General features: G+C 68.2%; 13 protein-coding genes and 1 other RNA gene. 6 read left to right on the top strand and 8 right to left on the bottom strand.

Annotated features, from left to right (window positions below; translation table 11 throughout):
* Positions 1-55: 55 nt before the first annotated feature.
* From OG716_RS41615 to rnpB, 4 genes are all read right to left on the bottom strand, one after another.
* On the bottom strand, positions 56-1,528 hold the full coding sequence (locus OG716_RS41615; RefSeq protein WP_405135648.1) for an RNB domain-containing ribonuclease: 1,473 nt from the start codon (positions 1,526-1,528) through the stop codon (positions 56-58).
* 29 nt (positions 1,529-1,557) lie between these two features.
* Positions 1,558-1,926, bottom strand: a complete 369-nt coding sequence (locus OG716_RS41610; RefSeq protein WP_355127024.1) for a hypothetical protein — start codon at positions 1,924-1,926, stop codon at positions 1,558-1,560.
* A 383-nt stretch (positions 1,927-2,309) separates the two neighbouring features.
* A complete protein-coding gene (locus OG716_RS41605; protein ID WP_405135647.1) occupies positions 2,310-3,203 on the bottom strand; it encodes a slipin family protein in 894 nt (297 codons plus the stop codon).
* Positions 3,204-3,287: 84 nt separating this feature from the next.
* An RNA gene (gene rnpB / locus OG716_RS41600) (RNase P RNA component class A) lies at positions 3,288-3,712 on the bottom strand.
* A gap of 30 nt (positions 3,713-3,742) precedes the next feature.
* On the opposite strand from rnpB, the gene OG716_RS41595 reads away from it, so the two are divergent.
* Complete coding sequence (locus OG716_RS41595) at positions 3,743-4,630, top strand: alpha/beta hydrolase (protein ID WP_405135646.1); 888 nt, start codon at positions 3,743-3,745, stop codon at positions 4,628-4,630.
* A 180-nt stretch (positions 4,631-4,810) separates the two neighbouring features.
* Here OG716_RS41595 and OG716_RS41590 read toward each other — a convergent pair whose 3' ends face one another.
* Both OG716_RS41590 and OG716_RS41585 read right to left on the bottom strand, forming a co-directional pair.
* Positions 4,811-6,499: a bifunctional RNase H/acid phosphatase gene (locus OG716_RS41590; RefSeq protein WP_405140282.1), complete on the bottom strand. Its 1,689-nt coding sequence runs from the start codon at positions 6,497-6,499 to the stop codon at positions 4,811-4,813.
* Positions 6,500-6,955: 456 nt separating this feature from the next.
* Positions 6,956-7,693: a zinc ribbon domain-containing protein gene (locus tag OG716_RS41585; protein WP_405135645.1), complete on the bottom strand. Its 738-nt coding sequence runs from the start codon at positions 7,691-7,693 to the stop codon at positions 6,956-6,958.
* 156 nt (positions 7,694-7,849) lie between these two features.
* Here OG716_RS41585 and OG716_RS41580 point away from each other — a divergent pair, with 156 nt between their 5' ends.
* Positions 7,850-8,293: an OsmC family protein gene (locus OG716_RS41580; protein ID WP_405135644.1), complete on the top strand. Its 444-nt coding sequence runs from the start codon at positions 7,850-7,852 to the stop codon at positions 8,291-8,293.
* A gap of 82 nt (positions 8,294-8,375) precedes the next feature.
* Here the strand turns inward: OG716_RS41580 and OG716_RS41575 are convergent, their stop codons facing one another.
* Together OG716_RS41575 and cobC are read right to left on the bottom strand one after the other, a co-directional pair.
* The gene (locus tag OG716_RS41575; protein WP_405140280.1) at positions 8,376-9,476 is read right to left on the bottom strand and encodes a Nif3-like dinuclear metal center hexameric protein; all 1,101 of its coding nucleotides are present in this window, start codon (positions 9,474-9,476) and stop codon (positions 8,376-8,378) included.
* A gap of 95 nt (positions 9,477-9,571) precedes the next feature.
* The gene (gene cobC, locus OG716_RS41570; protein ID WP_405140278.1) at positions 9,572-10,651 is read right to left on the bottom strand and encodes an Rv2231c family pyridoxal phosphate-dependent protein CobC; all 1,080 of its coding nucleotides are present in this window, start codon (positions 10,649-10,651) and stop codon (positions 9,572-9,574) included.
* Positions 10,652-11,039: 388 nt separating this feature from the next.
* On the opposite strand from cobC, the gene OG716_RS41565 reads away from it, so the two are divergent.
* The 4 genes from OG716_RS41565 to sigJ all read left to right on the top strand — a co-directional run bounded on the left by OG716_RS41565 (position 11,040) and on the right by sigJ (position 14,590).
* Entirely contained in the window at positions 11,040-11,531 is a 492-nt protein-coding gene (locus tag OG716_RS41565) for a low molecular weight protein-tyrosine-phosphatase (RefSeq protein WP_405135643.1), read from the top strand.
* 17 nt (positions 11,532-11,548) lie between these two features.
* The gene (locus OG716_RS41560; protein ID WP_405140276.1) at positions 11,549-12,445 is read left to right on the top strand and encodes an SURF1 family protein; all 897 of its coding nucleotides are present in this window, start codon (positions 11,549-11,551) and stop codon (positions 12,443-12,445) included.
* 42 nt (positions 12,446-12,487) lie between these two features.
* Positions 12,488-13,522 (top strand): cobalamin biosynthesis protein, encoded by a 1,035-nt coding sequence (locus OG716_RS41555; protein WP_405135642.1) that lies wholly within the window; start codon positions 12,488-12,490, stop codon positions 13,520-13,522.
* Between the two features lie 114 nt (positions 13,523-13,636).
* Positions 13,637-14,590 carry an RNA polymerase sigma factor SigJ gene (gene sigJ / locus OG716_RS41550; protein WP_405135641.1) on the top strand — a complete coding sequence of 318 codons (954 nt, stop codon included), beginning with the start codon at positions 13,637-13,639 and terminating at the stop codon, positions 14,588-14,590.
* Positions 14,591-14,624: the final 34 nt, after the last annotated feature.

Here is a 14,624-nt window from a genome sequence, read left to right as displayed (position 1 = left end):
TAGGCGACGAATCCCCCGGTCGGTGGACGCAGCCACTGCGGAAACGGCTCGACGGTCATGACTTCGAGTATGTCACCGAGGGTGCAGGTAAGGCGGGGAAGGCGAAGGTGACCGTGCGGGTGGCGGGGTCGGCGGTGGTGAGGCGGACGGTGACGTGCTGACCCTCGGGTGGGGTGCCGGTGCATTTGGCGAGGACGGGTGGGTCGGCTACGAAGATTTCGGCGGTGCGGTTGCCGTTGGTTTCGCGCAGGACCACGGCGTCGAAGTCGGTGCCGAGGCGGGGGGCCAGGAGGGTGGCCTCGGTGAGGTCTATGCAGGCGCGTTCGAGTTTGCCGACGATGGCGTCGCTGCGGCGCATGGATTCGACGACCGGGGCGAGGCCGTCGCGGACCCATTGGGGGACTTCGGTTCCGGCGCAGTGGGCCAGGCAGATCTCGGTGGCGTAGCGGTCGGGCAGCCGGCGCAGGGGTGCGGTGACGTGGGCGTAGGCCGCCCCGATTCCGCTGTGCTGCAGGGTGTCCGGGGGCTGCTGGTCGAGCAGGGTGTAGGAGGCGCCGCGCAGCAGGCTGGTGGCCTCGGACATGAGGACCAGGGCGGCGGGGGTGTTGGGATCCAGGCTCGCCAGCATGCGGCCGACGGATTCGGCGGCGGGCCACTGCACTTTGACGGCGGCGGCGGTGCGGCGCATGGATTCGACGGTGGCGACGGCGGGCGGCGGCATGGTGCGCAGCAGGCCGAGGCGATCGGTTCCCTGGTATTCCAGCATGATTCGCGCGGCGCACATGCCGGTGAGCAGTGAGACCTGCTCGTTCCAGTCGTCGGCGGCGGTGCGCGGTTCGATGACCAGTTGCCAGTGATTGCGGCCGTCGGCCTCGGAGCCGTCGCGGATCACGCTCTGGGCGGGCAGTCGCAGCGAGATCGCGCCGCGCTGCACACCGGCTTCGATCCGCAACCGGCCGAATTCCGGAAGCGCGGCAATCGAGGGGTGCAGGCGTCCGGCATCGGCATCACTCTGCACGCCGGCGTAATCCAGGCGGGCACGGGAGCGCACCAGGGCGCGCGTCACCGAATACCGCTGGGGCTCGGCGTTTTCATCGCATTCGATGGTCCACAGCGCCGCCGGGCGATCCTGATCCGGCAGCAGGCTGGCCCGCCCCTCGGACAGGACGAGCGGATGCAGCGGCACGGTGCCGTCGGGGAGGTAGAAGGTCTGGCCACGAGCCAGGGATGCGCGTGCCAGCGGCCCGTCGGGAACGACGAAGGCGGCGACATCGGCGATCGCGTAGTAGAGCAGAAACCCGGTCGGCGTGCGCTGCAGGGCCAGCGCCTGGTCCAGATCCATCGAGCCGGGCGGGTCGATGGTCACCAGCGGGATATCCCGGCGATCGACCCGAGCGCCCGCGAACGCGTCAACCGCGCTGCGGGCTTCCGAGACGGCCTCGGACGGATAGTCCGAGGCCAATCCGAATTCGGTTCGGACGGCGCCGAAATCGACCGGCGCCGACACGATCCGCTGATGCAATTCCACTGCGGTGGGTGGGGTCTGTCAGCCCAGCCCTACTGCAGAGCCAGCATCGTGCCGTTCAACTGATCGAACGGACCGTAGACAGTGAAGACCACTCGGCCGTTGGGGTACTCCGTCGACAATGCGGCGGCAGAATCCAGCGACTCACCGAAAGACGCGGCCGACGGATGCGGCAGGCCCGCAATCGCCTGACCGATGTGGGAACTCGCGACCCAGGCGGTATCCGCCGGGGAGAGATCCACCTGCACCCCGCCCGGAAGCGGAGTCACCACGAGAGCCGAAGCGGCACCGGAGCCAAGCACAACCGAGACGGAGGCGGCAGCGGCGAGAATCGCACCGGCTGCCAGTTTGCGAGCAATTCGCATATAGACGAGACCTGCTTTCCGACGTTTGTTGAACACCCTTTGCTCCGCTGCATGGCCGCAACGGAACATTCCAACGCGCACACTTTATGACGTCGATCACGTCTGGTGCCAGTCCCGGGTCAATCACCCAGTCGACACGCCGAGCCGCGCCGATACACGCCATGCGACGCGCTGTCATTGTTGTCCAACTCGGCGGTTTTCGCACCCGTACGGCAAAGCGGTGTGGCTCACGCCGCTCTGCCGTGCCCGACAGCAGCTATCTCCTGCGTGCCTGGTGGTTATCGCCCGCCCGCCCGGCGGCTACTCGCTGCGTAATCCGGTCGGGTACCTGGTGGACAGCAGTTTGAACAGGTAGGCGATCACGAACAGCACGATTACCGCCAACGGCTGGATCAGTACGGACATGGTCTTGCTCCTCATCATTTTTCTTCGATCGCACCGGGGCCGTCTGCCCGCGGTTGCGCCGCTTTCTCATTCCCATCGGCTATCGCCGATTGTTGCGATCCGATGTCTTTCGCGGCCGAGTCCGCGGCCGCCGCACGCTCATTGGCCTTGGTGCTGCTCTCCAGGAAGCGCAGTAGCTCCACCGGGAACGGCAGCACCAGTGTCGAATTCTTTTCCGCAGCAACCTGAACAACCGTTTCCAGCAGGCGAAGTTGCAGTGCGCCCGGGGCCTCGGCCATCTTCGTGGCGGCATCGGTCAGCATCTGCGAGGCCTGCAGTTCGCCCTCGGCGGAGATAATGCGGGCGCGGCGTTCACGCTCGGCTTCGGCCTGCCGGGACATGGAGCGTTTCATCGAATCCGGCAGTGCCACATCCTTGATCTCGACCCGATCGATGTGCACACCCCAGCCCAGCGCCGGATTGTCGATCATGATCTCGAGGCCCTTGTTGAGCTCTTCCCGATTGGAGAGCAGATCATCCAGATCACTCTTGCCGATGACCGAACGCAGCGAGGTCTGCGCCACCTGTCCGATGGCGAACAGATAGTTCTGCACCTCGATAATCGCGCGCAGCGGGTCGACGACCCGGAAGTAGACGACCGCGTCCACCCGCACGGTCACATTGTCGCGAGTGATCCCGTCCTGCGCGGGCACCGGCATGGTGATGACCTGCGTAGAGATCTTGCGCATGCGATCCACGCCCGGAATCAGCATTCGCATACCGGGTTCACGCACCGCGCGCACCCGGCCCAGCCGGAAGACCACGCCTTTCTCGTATTGGGCGATCACCCGAACCCCCGAGGCGAGCACCAGCCCCGTCACCACGAACAGAATTGCGATCACTGCGATCAGCACAGACAGAACGTCCATTGCGCGCCAATTTCCCACCGTGCCACGGGTATCCGGCCGCAGCCCACCACCATCATGGCACCGCGCGATCATGACCGAAAGGGGCGAACGAGTCGGTCTGTAAGCCGGATCCTGTCCCCGGTGCGAACACCGGGTGGCGACCATCCATCTGGACACACCGTTGCCGGGTGCCTCGAGCAGTCAACCCGCAGGCTCGGGCGAGCAGCCCTCAGGCACCTGCGCAGCCGCACTCTCGCGAGTGCGACCTTCGACCTTGCTCCGGGCGGGGTTTACCTAGCCGCGCCGGTCACCCGGCACGCTGGTGCGCTCTTACCGCACCGTTTCACCCTTACCGGCAGCGCGCTCTCGCGAGCACGCCGCCGGCGGTTTGTTTTCTGTGGCACTGTCCCGCGGGTCACCCCGGGTTGCCGTTAACAACCGCCCTGCTCTGTGGAGTCCGGACTTTCCTCGGCGACGGGCGGCGGCATTCGCATGCCCGTTCCCATCACCGCGGCCGCCCGACCGACTCGTCCGCGCGCACCAGGGTACGGTAACGGGTCATGGAGCGTGTCGAGGTGGGGTTCCCTTCTGGTGGTGAACAGTGTGCGGGGTGGCTGTATATGCCGGACGGGCCGATGCGGCCGCGACCGCTGGTCGTTATGGGACACGGGCTCGGGGCGGATCGCGAAATGGGACTCGATCGGTATGCGCGGCGCTTCGCCGCGGCCGGAATCGCGGTGCTGGCCTTTGATTATCGGCATTTCGGTGCGAGTGGGGGTGAACCCCGGCAGGTCATCGATATCGGTAAGCAGCGGGCCGACTGGCATGCCGCAATCGCCTACGCGCGCACGATTCGCGGTATCGATGCGACGCGAATCGCGCTGTGGGGCAGTTCGTTCGGTGGCGGGCACGCGCTGTCCGTAGCGCCGGACGACCACTACCTGGCCGCCGTGGTCGCGCAGTGCCCGTTCACCAGCGGCTGGGCTTCCGCCCTGGCGAAGGGGCCGATCAGCCTGGTGAAGACGGGGACGCTGGCCCTCACGGATCTGATTGTGAGCCCGATCATCCGGCGGCCGATCTCGGCGCGGCTGGCGGGTAAGCGGCATTCGTCGGCGCTGATGAGCGCCTCCGATGTCCCGGAGGGGTTCGGGCGGCTGGCCGAGGAGAGCACCCACTACCGGCCGAAAGTGCCCGCGCGGGTTGGTATGTCGACACTGTTCGACGCTCCCGCCCGGCGCACCAAAGACATCAAAGCGCCGGTGTTCTACGCGATCTGCGAGAACGACAGCGTCGCGCCCGCCGGGCCCACGCTGCGCGCGGCCGAACGCACCAAGCACGCGGTCGTCAAGCAATACCCGATCGGCCATTTCGACATCTACTTCGACGACTGGTTCGAAAAGGCCGTCTACGACCAAACGGAATTCCTCACCGCCGTGCTGAGACCCTGAACGACCGAGCCGATACATCAGTCGCCATCCCAGCCCGAATCTCACGGCATCCCGGCATGAGTTGCTCTCATCATCCCGGCATGCTTGCGGCCGGGATCTCCCCCGGCACAGCGGATCCCGGCCAAAGCACGCCGGAATGAGGGGTCCGGCAGTGCCGTAGCGGCGTAGAGCGCCGGAGCGCTAGAGGTATGAGGTGTCGTTGGCCAGGCGGACGGAGGAGCCGCCGTCGGGGTAGAACTCGGCGATCGAGAGGGATGCCAGGTCCAAATGCAGGCGGTACAGGAGCGAGGGGCCTACGCCGAGGGCCAGTTGCAGGAGGGTTTTGATCGGCGTGACGTGGCTGACGACAAGGACATTCGCGCCCGGGTAGAGGGCGACGAGGTCGCGGCGAACGCCTTCGATGCGCTCGCGCACCTGGTCGAAGCTTTCGCCGCCGCCGGGCGGGGGCACCGACGGGTCACCGAGCCAGCGGGCGTGCAGTTCCGGATCCTGCCGGGCCGCCTCCGGGAAGGTAAGGCCTTCCCACGCACCGAAATCCGTCTCGATCAGGCCGTCGAGGACGCGCACCGGCAGGCCGAGCGCCCGTCCGGCCGCCTCGGCCGTCTCCCGGGCCCGGCCCAGTGGTGACGACACGATCGCCGCGATATTCCCCTTGGTCGCAAGCATTTTCGCGGCAGCGGCTACCTGCTCGCGCCCCAGCTCCGTCAGCGGCGGATTACCCCGGCCCGAATAACGCCGTTCCACCGACAACTCCGTCTGCCCATGCCGCAGCAGTAGCAGGCGCGTCGGCTTCCCCATCGCACCGGTCCAGCCGGGCGCCGAATCCTTAGCGCCCGATGCCGATCCCGCGCCGACCGACGATCCAGCATCGGACGAGGCTGCGGAGGGTGATCCGGCGTCAGCCGAGGTTGCAGCCGATGATCCCCCATCGGCCGAGGTTACAGCCGACGATCCCGCGTCAGCCGAGGTTGCAGCCGATGATCCCCCATCGGCCGAGGTTACAGCCGACGATCCCGCGTCAGCCGAGGCTACAGCCGACGATCCCGCGTCAGCCGAGGTTACAGCCGACGATCCCGCGTCAGCCGAGGCTACAGCCGACGATCCCGCGTCAGCCGAGGTTACAGCCGACGATCCCGCGTCAGCCGAGGCTACAGCCGACGATCCCGCGTCAGCCGAGGTCACCGCCGACGATCCCGCGTCAGCCGAGGCTACAGCCGACGATCCCGCGTCAGCCGAGGTCACCGCCGACGATCCCGCGTCAGCCGAGGTTACAGCCGACGATCCCGCGTCAGCCGAGGTCACCGCCGACGATCCCCCAGCGGCCGAGGCTGCGGCCGATGATCCCGCGTCCGCTCGAGCGGGACTCGCGGCGGTATCGGCTGCCGACGAGAACGCTTCCGCGCGAGCCGATTCCACGGCGAGGTCGGCCGGCGACAACAGTGCCGTGCGCACCTCGTCGACAGTGGGCGCATCATCCATTGCCTCATTGGCGAGGCGGTCGGCGTGCGAATTCTCGGCCCGTGGAATCCACGCGAAACTCACCCGATCGAATCCGGCGACCAGCCGGCGAGCACGATCGGCCAGCGGAATCATGGCCGGGTGCTTGACCTTCCAGCGCCCGGACAGCTGCTCCACCACCAGCTTGGAGTCCATCCGCACCGAAACCTCACGCGCCCCCAACTCGGCGGCAGCCTCCAGCCCGGCGATCAACCCCCGATACTCGGCGACATTATTGGTGGCGACCCCGAGGAATTCCTTCCGCTCGGCCAGCACCCGCTGCCGATCGGCATCCCACACCACCGCGCCGTACCCGGCCGGCCCCGGATTCCCCCGCGACCCGCCATCCGCCTCGATGATCACCTTGTCCACCACCGCTACACACCCTCCATAGGTCTGGAAGTCGCTACCGCAACCGCGACACCACCGCCGAGCCGCATGCCCGAATCGATCGCCGCACCCTGCACTGTCCCACGCCGCCCCCCGGCACGAGCCGAGCACCGCTGCGGACGGTTCCGTGATCTCTGCGAGCGACCGTAGTCGGCATCGACCACCGCCACGGGTCGCAGGTCGGTCGGCGGCTCCGGCGGGTGCCCGAGTCGCGCCGCGAGGACCTCGGCGCACCCGTCCCACAGTCAGACACGTGACCGCCATGCCGCACAGCTCCCGCCGGTGCTCGAGTCCTGAATCGAGCACCTGGCTCGCCTTCGACCATGCGATGCACCGAACTGGATGACTCGGCTCAGCTGATCGCCGAGGCGGGTTATGTCCGGGTGCGGTGGAGTCCGGACGGAGGCCTGGCGGCAGGTTGGCGGTGGCCTTCGTCGATCAGAGGCCGGAGTGCTTGGTGCGCACCAGGATTGCGTTGCATTCGGGGCAGCGGACGACCACGTCGGGGGCGGTCTGGGTGATGCGGGAGATTTCGCCGCGGTCGATTTCGATGCGGCAGGCGCCGCAGCGGCGGGCCTGCAGGAGGGCGGCGCCGATGCCGGTGGACGCGCGCTGCTTTTCGTAGGCGGCGATCAGGTCGGCGGGGAAGGACTTGGACAGCGCCTCGCGGTCGGAATTGCAGCGCTGCTGGGCCACGGCCAAGTCGGCCACGGCGTCGTCGCGGCGGCGCTGGGCGTCGATCAGATCGGTCTCGGCCTGGTCGAGATTGGCGCCGGCGTGCGCGTGATCGGCGGCGGCGGCCTCGCGGCGCTCCAGCACATCGATCTCGTCGTCCTCGAGCACCTTGCGGCGGCGCTCCAGGCTGGTGAGCTCGTGCTGCAGCTCCGAAAGCTGCTTGGCGCCCACCGAACCGGAGGTCAGCATGGTGCGGTCGCGGTCCTCACGCTTGCGGACGGCGTCGATCTCGCCCTCCAGCTTGCGGATATCGCGGTCCAGATCGTCGATGAGGATCTGCACCTTCACGGCCGCGTCCTTGCGGGATGTCCGCTCGGTCTCCAGCCGCTGCACCTCCTGCTCCTCGGGCAGCACCTTGCGGCGATGCTCGATCCGGGTCAGCTCGGCGTCGACAGCGGCGAGGTCGAGCAGCTTGGACTGGATCGAAGGTTCGGCATTCAACGCGGAGTGTCTCCTGGACGCTATGGACGGTTCAAGACTGCCAGCGTACCCGCCCGAACAGGCCCGATCGGCCAACCCCGCATCTAGCTGGACATTCGATCGTGAAGGCCGGAAATCCACGGGCGCGTGACGGCGGGAATATGGCAGTGTCGAGCCATGGGAGAGCACACATATGAGGTCGAGGTCACGTGGTCGGGCGCGACCACCGGCTACCGCTCGTACTCACGCGACCATGAGGTGCTGGCAGCGGGTCGCCCGCCGATTCCCGGGACAGCCGACCCGAAATTCCGCGGCGACAAGAGCCGGTGGAATCCGGAACAGCTGCTGGTCGCGGCCCTGTCGGAGTGTCACATGCTCTGGTATCTGCACCTGTGCGCCGAGGCCGGGGTGGTGGTGACCGAGTACCGCGACAGCGCGATCGGGACCATGGACGACGAGCGATTCCAGCGCGTCACACTGCGCCCCGCCATCACGGTGACCGAACCCGGCATGCTCGAGACCGCCGAGCGATTGCATGTGGATGCGCACAAGAAATGCTTCATCGCCAATTCGGTGAATTTCCCGGTGGGGCACGAGCCGACGATCGTCGCGGAGGCGTGAAATCCGGCCTGAGCGGTCAATTTTCGCTGCAGGGCGTCAAATATTGACGGTCTGCGGCGGTCTTTGACCGCTCAGGCCGGTATCACTCAGCAGACCCGATACTCCAGGGATCCGTCCGCACACCCGACACCCGCGTCTCCACCCCTGGCAGCGCCGCACGCACAATTCCTTCAGCCTGTGTGCACCAAGGGAATTCGGTGGCCCAGTGGGCAGCGTCGATCAGCGCGGGCCCACCGGCACGCAAATGTTCGTCGGCCGGGTGGTGGCGCAGATCCGAGGTGACATACGCGTCGACGCCGAGCCGCGCGACGGTATTCAGGAACGAATCACCCGCACCGCCGCACACCGCCACCGTGCGAATGATCCGGTCGGGATCACCGGCGGCCCGCACACCCCAGGCGGTCGGGGGCAACCCCGCTCGGACGCGAGCGGTGAACTCGCGCAACGTTTCCGGCGCAGCGAGCTCGCCCACCCGCCCGATTCCCAGGGTGGACGGCAGCTTCGCGCGCTCGGTCACGTCATAGGCCGGTTCCTCGTACGGATGGGAGGCGCGCAGCGCAGCCAGCACCGCCGCGCGCCGGGCGGGCGGCGCGACGACCTCGAGGCGGTAACCCTCGGAACTGTGCAGTTCGCTGATCGCGCCGAGGGTCGGATTCGCACCCTCCATGGGACGGAACTGGCCGATGCCCTCCGCACGCCAGGCGCTGTCCCGATAGTTCCCGGTCGCGCCCGCACCCGCGGCGAAGAGGGCGTCCAGCACCGACTCTGCATGCGACGTCGGCACCATCACCACCCAGGTATCCAGAGCCGCAAGAGGTTTCGGGTCCAACGGCCCGGTCACCGTCAATCCGATGGCAGCCGCGAGTGCATCCGAGACGCCCGGATCGGCGGAGTCCGCATTGGTGTGCGCGGTGAACAGCGCGCACCCGGAGCGAATGAGCCGGTGCAGCAGTGCGCCTTTCGGGGTGCTCGCCGCCACCGTGTCCACCCCGCGCAGCAGCAGCGGATGGTGCACGACCAATGCCTGTGCGCCCCAGGCGATCGCCTCGTCCACCACCGCGGCGGTGGCGTCCACGGCGAACAGGACGCGCGACACCGAATCGGCCGGATCACCGCTGACCAGCCCGACCGAATCCCACGATTCGGCGAGCCTCGGCGGATATGCCGCATCCAACGCCGCCATGACATCGGAAAGTCGTACCGTCTGCGCGCTCGCCGTCACCACAACCGAACCTCCTCCGAGACACATTCACCAATATCACCCGCGGTGCGGGTGATTCACAGACCGACTTCCCGAATGGCCGCCACCAGCCGATCGACTTCTCCGGCCGGGCGTACCGCCAATCGCAGGAATCCCGTTTCCAACCCGGGGAACGTATCACCGCGGCGGACCGCAATTCCCTTGTCGGCAAGCTTCTTTCGCAACAGTTCGGCATCGGGGACCCGAATCAGCAGGAAGGGGCCGTGCGCCGGTTCGTGCACGTCGATACCGAGTTCGCGCAGTCGGGGAATCATGGCACGCCGGTTCATGACGATCGCCTCGGCCTGACGCTGTGATTCGGCGACGGCCGCGGGCGGGCTGGTGGCCGCGATCGCTTCCAATTGCAGTGTGCCCAAAGGCCAATGCGGGCGGCCGTGATTCAACCGCGCCAACAGTGCCGGTTCGCCGAGCAGGTATCCGCACCGCAGTCCCGCCAACGCCCAGGTCTTGGTGAGGCTGCGCAGTACCAGCACATCGGAAGATGATTCTCCCGCAAGGGATTCCGGCTCACCCGGCACGGCATCGGCGAATGCCTCGTCCACCACCACGATTCGCCCCGGTCGCCGCAGCGCCCGCAGGCTCTCGGCCGGATGCAGCACCGATGTCGGATTGGTCGGATTGCCCAGCACCACCAGATCCGCAGCCTCCGGCACCTGCGCCGAATCCAGCGTGTACGGCGCCTCGAGCACCACTCGGGCCACCGGAACCCCGGCCTCGCGCAGCGCCAGTTCCGGCTCCGTGAACGAAGGATGAATCACCGCGGCAAGTTTCGACCCCAATCGCGGCAGCAGCGCAAACCCCTCCGCCGCACCCGCCAGCAGCAGCACCTCCTCTGCCCGCCGCCCGTGCCGCGCCGCGACCACCCCCCGCGCAGCCCGCTCCTCCCCCGCATCCGGATACCGCCCCAGCTCCCCGAGCCGCCCCGCCAGCCGCTCCCGCAACCACTCCGGCGGCGCACTCCCCTGCACATTCACCGCGAAGTCGACCATCCCGGCATACGCCTCGACATCCCCGTGATGCCGCAGCTTCGAGTAGTCGACAGAACTCTCGTCATGACCGAGCCCGACCGTCGGTTCGCTCCCAAGTGCGCCGCCCACCACGGGCGCCGTATTCGCAGTGACGATCCGGTCGCTGCTTGCGGGAGAGTTCGATGTTCGCCCAAAGGCAGAGACCGTCTCGCCTCCCACCAAATAGGCCGCGGCGACGATCGGGGCGATGCTCGTAGCGCCGTCCGATTTGTCCCTAGGGCTGGATGCCAACTCGCCGCCCACGGCATCGGCGGTCTCACGGCGAGCACCGGTGTCCGCCGCAAGGGTCTCGGCGATGGCCGGGGTCATGTCCGCGGAGTTCCGGGCGGTGCCGGCGGCGAGACCGGTCGCGCGGGCCGGGGCACGGCTCGCGGCGGGGTCTGGGTCGCGGCTTTCCGCCGTGTTCTGCGGCACAGCGAACACCCTACGTGGCCGGGCTCGGGGGTCACCGGACAGAATGGCTGTCGTGGGCGAGCTGCATGTGACATTCATCTGCACGGGCAATATCTGCCGTTCTCCGATGGCCGAGAAGATCTTCGCGGCGCATCTCGAGCGGGCGGGTCTGGCCGATCGGGTGCGGGTGAGCAGCGCCGGGACCGGGAGCTGGCATGTCGGCGACGAGGCGGACCGGCGCACGACCGGCGAATTGCGGGCGCACGGCTATCCGGTCGGGCATGCCGCGGCGGTGATCGGCGACGATCATCTGGACGCGGATCTGCTGGTCGCGCTGGATTCCGGGCACGAGCGGGCGCTGGCGCACCTGGGTGTGCCGCTGGAACGAAGGCGACTGCTGCGCAGTTTCGATCCGGACGCCGACGGGCCGGATGTGCCCGATCCCTACTACGGCGACCAGTCCGATTTCGTCCTGGTGCGCGAACAGATCGAGGCGGCAATGCCGGGACTGCTGGAATGGGTACACGCACAGCTCGGTGCGGGCGATCGCGCATGAGCTCGAAAACCGCACTGCTGCGCCGCTTCACCTTCCTGCTGCGACCGAGCTGGCTGATCCTCGCCGCGGTGGTCGCCGGATTCGCGTACCTGTGTTTCACGGTGCTCGCGCCGTGGCAGCTGGGGAAGAACACCACCACCTCCGCGCGCAATCAGCGCATTGCCGATTCGGTGCACGCCGCGCCGATCGATGTGGGCACGCTGCTCAGCGGGTCCACCAAGGACACCGAATGGCGGCGGGTCACCGCCAGCGGCAGTTACGTCCCCGAGTCGACAGTGCTCGTGCGCCTGCAGCATCTCGGCTCCGCGCCCGCGTTCTCGGTGCTCTCGGCCTTCACGCTGGACGACGGCCGCACCGTCCTGATCGACCGCGGTCTGCTGGCCGCCGTCAACGGCTCCGGCACACCGCGGGTACCCGACGCGCCCGCCGGACCGCAGCATCTGGAAGCGCGCGTCCGAGCCTCCGAAGGCATCATCGATTCCAAGCCCCCCATGTCCGGAGACGGCTACCGCCAGGTCTATTCGATCGACACCCAGCAGGAATCGACCGTTCTCGGCATCCCCCTGACCCCCCTCCCCACCAACGCCCGAGGCGGCTACCTCCAACTCGACGAGCACCAGCCCGGCGCCTTCACCCCTGTAGACCTCCCCCAACTGGACGCCGGCCCCTACCTCTCCTACGGCCTCCAATGGCTGGCCTTCGGCATCATGGCTCCACTGGGCCTCGGCTACTTCGTCTTCGCCGAAATCCGCGCCCGCCGCCGCGAACGCGCCGAGTCCGCCCCCGCCGACCAACCAATCCCCACCGGCGACCCCAACACCCCCACGCCCGAAACCCCCACCCCACCTCCCGCACCCAAACCCCCGACCACCGAAGCCCGCCTGGCCAGCCGCTACGGCGACACCCGTCGCTGACCCCAGCACAACCGCGCATCCCACGGTGGATAACCTCGCCGGGTGCGTACGGGGAGTGTTGTTGCGGCCGGTTTGGTGGTGGGGGCTGCCTTGGATCGGGTGTTCGGGGATCCGCGGCGCGGGCATCCGGTGGCTGGGTTCGGTTCGGCGGCACAGGCTTTGGAGAAGGTCACGTATCGGGATGGGCGCGGGGCCGGGGTGGTGCACGAAGTCTTGCTGGTCGGGGCGGTCGCGGGCTTCGGGGTCGGGGCTCGGCGGGCGGTCCGCGAGCCGCGGCGGGCCGGGCTCGATCGGTCTCACACGGCGGGGATGGCCCTCGGCGGCGGCCCGAATGCCGAGGCGGGTTCCGGGAGGAGTGGCGCTGGGCGGGCGGTGGGCGAGATTCTGCTGACGGCGGCGGCTACCTGGACTGTGCTGGGCGGGACCACGCTGGCGCGGACGGGGCGGGAGATGGCGGATCGGCTGGAGGCGGGGGATGTGGCGGGGGCGCGGGAGTTGCTGCCTTCGCTGTGCGGGCGGGATCCGGAGTTTCTCGATGCGGACGGGCTGGCTCGGGCGGCGCTCGAGTCGATTGCGGAGAACACCTCGGATGCGACTGTGGCGCCGCTGTTCTGGGGTGCGGTGGCGGGGGTGCCGGGGCTGCTGGCTTATCGCGCGATCAATACGCTCGATGCGATGGTCGGGTATCGCAATGAGCGGTACAGGCGGTTCGGGTGGGCTGCGGCTCGCACGGATGATGTGGCCAATCTGGGGCCTGCGCGAGTGGCGGGCGTAGTCACTACGGTGCTTGCGCCGGTGGTCGGGGGCAGGCCCGCCGATGCGTGGCGGGCGTGGCGGCGCGATGGCGGCAAGCATCCCAGCCCGAATGCCGGTGTGGCGGAAGCCTCTATGGCCGGTGCGCTCGGGGTGCGGCTCGGTGGGCTCACGCAGTACCAGCACGGTATCGAAATGCGGCCCACGCTCGGGGACGGCCCTGCCCCCAGGGTGCGTGATCTGCGCCGCGCGGTCCGGCTCTCCGAGGCCGTGCAGCTCGCCACCGTGCTGGCCGCCGCAGCAGTTGCATTCACCCGCCGCTGAATCCGGCCCGGGACTCGGAACGCAACGCGGCAATGTCACAGTGGACGCGTCTGTTTCGTCGGTTGGGTGAGTGATCGTCCGGACGGGCGAGTGGAAACGAACGGTGAGGCGACAATGAGCAGCGACGAACGGCACGGTGCACCCGGTCAGGACGAGTTGGCGCGCCGATTCGAGGAGCATCGCGGATATCTGCGCCGGGTCGCCTACAGCACGCTCGGCAGTCTCAGTGATGCCGACGATGTGGTGCAGGACGCGTGGCTGCGGCTGCAGCGCTACTACGAGGCCGGCCCGGACGGCGCCGAGATCGAGAATCTGCGCGCCTGGCTGACCACCGTCACCGGACGCCTGGCGCTGGACCATCTGGGCTCCGCGCGCGCCCGGCGTGAACAGTACGTCGGCGAATGGCTGCCCGAACCCGAGATCACCAATTGGGATGATCCGGCCGACCGCGTCACCCAGGACGAGCGCGTCACCACCGCACTGCTCGTGGTGCTGGAATCGCTCTCCCCCGCCGAACGCACCGCGTTCGTGCTGCAGGATGTCTTCGGCATGACGGGTCCGGAGGTGGCCGAGGTGGTGGGCCGCACCCCGGCGGCGGTGCGCCAGTTGGCATCTCGCGCGCGCAAGCATGTGGAGTCGGGCACCCCGCGCTTCCCGGCCGATCCGGCCGAGCACGAGCAGGTGGTATCGGCCTTCTCCGTAGCCTGGCGCTCGGGTGATCTGAGCGCCCTGCTGGGCGTACTGGATTCCAACGTCACCTTCACCTCCGACGGCGGCGGCAAGGTGCAGGCGTTCCTGCATCCGCTGCACGGTTCGGGCGCGGTCGCGGACACGCTGGTGAAGTTCCAGCAGTTCATGACGAAAACCGGTGGGGCATGGGGCCGTTCGGTGCTCGTCAACGGCCGCCCCGGCCTGGTGGTGTTCGACGGCAAATTCCTGGGCGTGCTCTCGTTCACCATCGACAACGGCCGCATCACCAATATCGATGTGGTGCGCAATCCCGATAAGCTGCACAATCTTCCGACCGAAGCCGACGCCGACTGGACGCTGGGCGAGCACGCCGGCTGATCCGCTGATCAGCGGGCCTGCCGCCGGATTCGAT

The organism is Nocardia sp. NBC_01388 (assembly GCF_045040085.1).
GTDB lineage: Bacteria > Actinomycetota > Actinomycetes > Mycobacteriales > Mycobacteriaceae > Nocardia.
Note: the sequence above shows the minus strand (reverse complement) of the source record. Positions and strands in the feature narration are given on the sequence as shown.

Coding starts and splice junctions, on each gene's coding strand:
- OG716_RS41605 (WP_405135647.1), bottom strand. CDS start 3,203: ATGGACGTTCTGTCTGTGCTGATCGCAGTGATCGCAATTCTGTTCGTG.
- OG716_RS41595 (WP_405135646.1), top strand. CDS start 3,743: ATGGAGCGTGTCGAGGTGGGGTTCCCTTCTGGTGGTGAACAGTGTGCG.
- OG716_RS41580 (WP_405135644.1), top strand. CDS start 7,850: ATGGGAGAGCACACATATGAGGTCGAGGTCACGTGGTCGGGCGCGACC.
- OG716_RS41575 (WP_405140280.1), bottom strand. CDS start 9,476: ATGGCGGCGTTGGATGCGGCATATCCGCCGAGGCTCGCCGAATCGTGG.
- OG716_RS41565 (WP_405135643.1), top strand. CDS start 11,040: ATGGCTGTCGTGGGCGAGCTGCATGTGACATTCATCTGCACGGGCAAT.
- sigJ (WP_405135641.1), top strand. CDS start 13,637: ATGAGCAGCGACGAACGGCACGGTGCACCCGGTCAGGACGAGTTGGCG.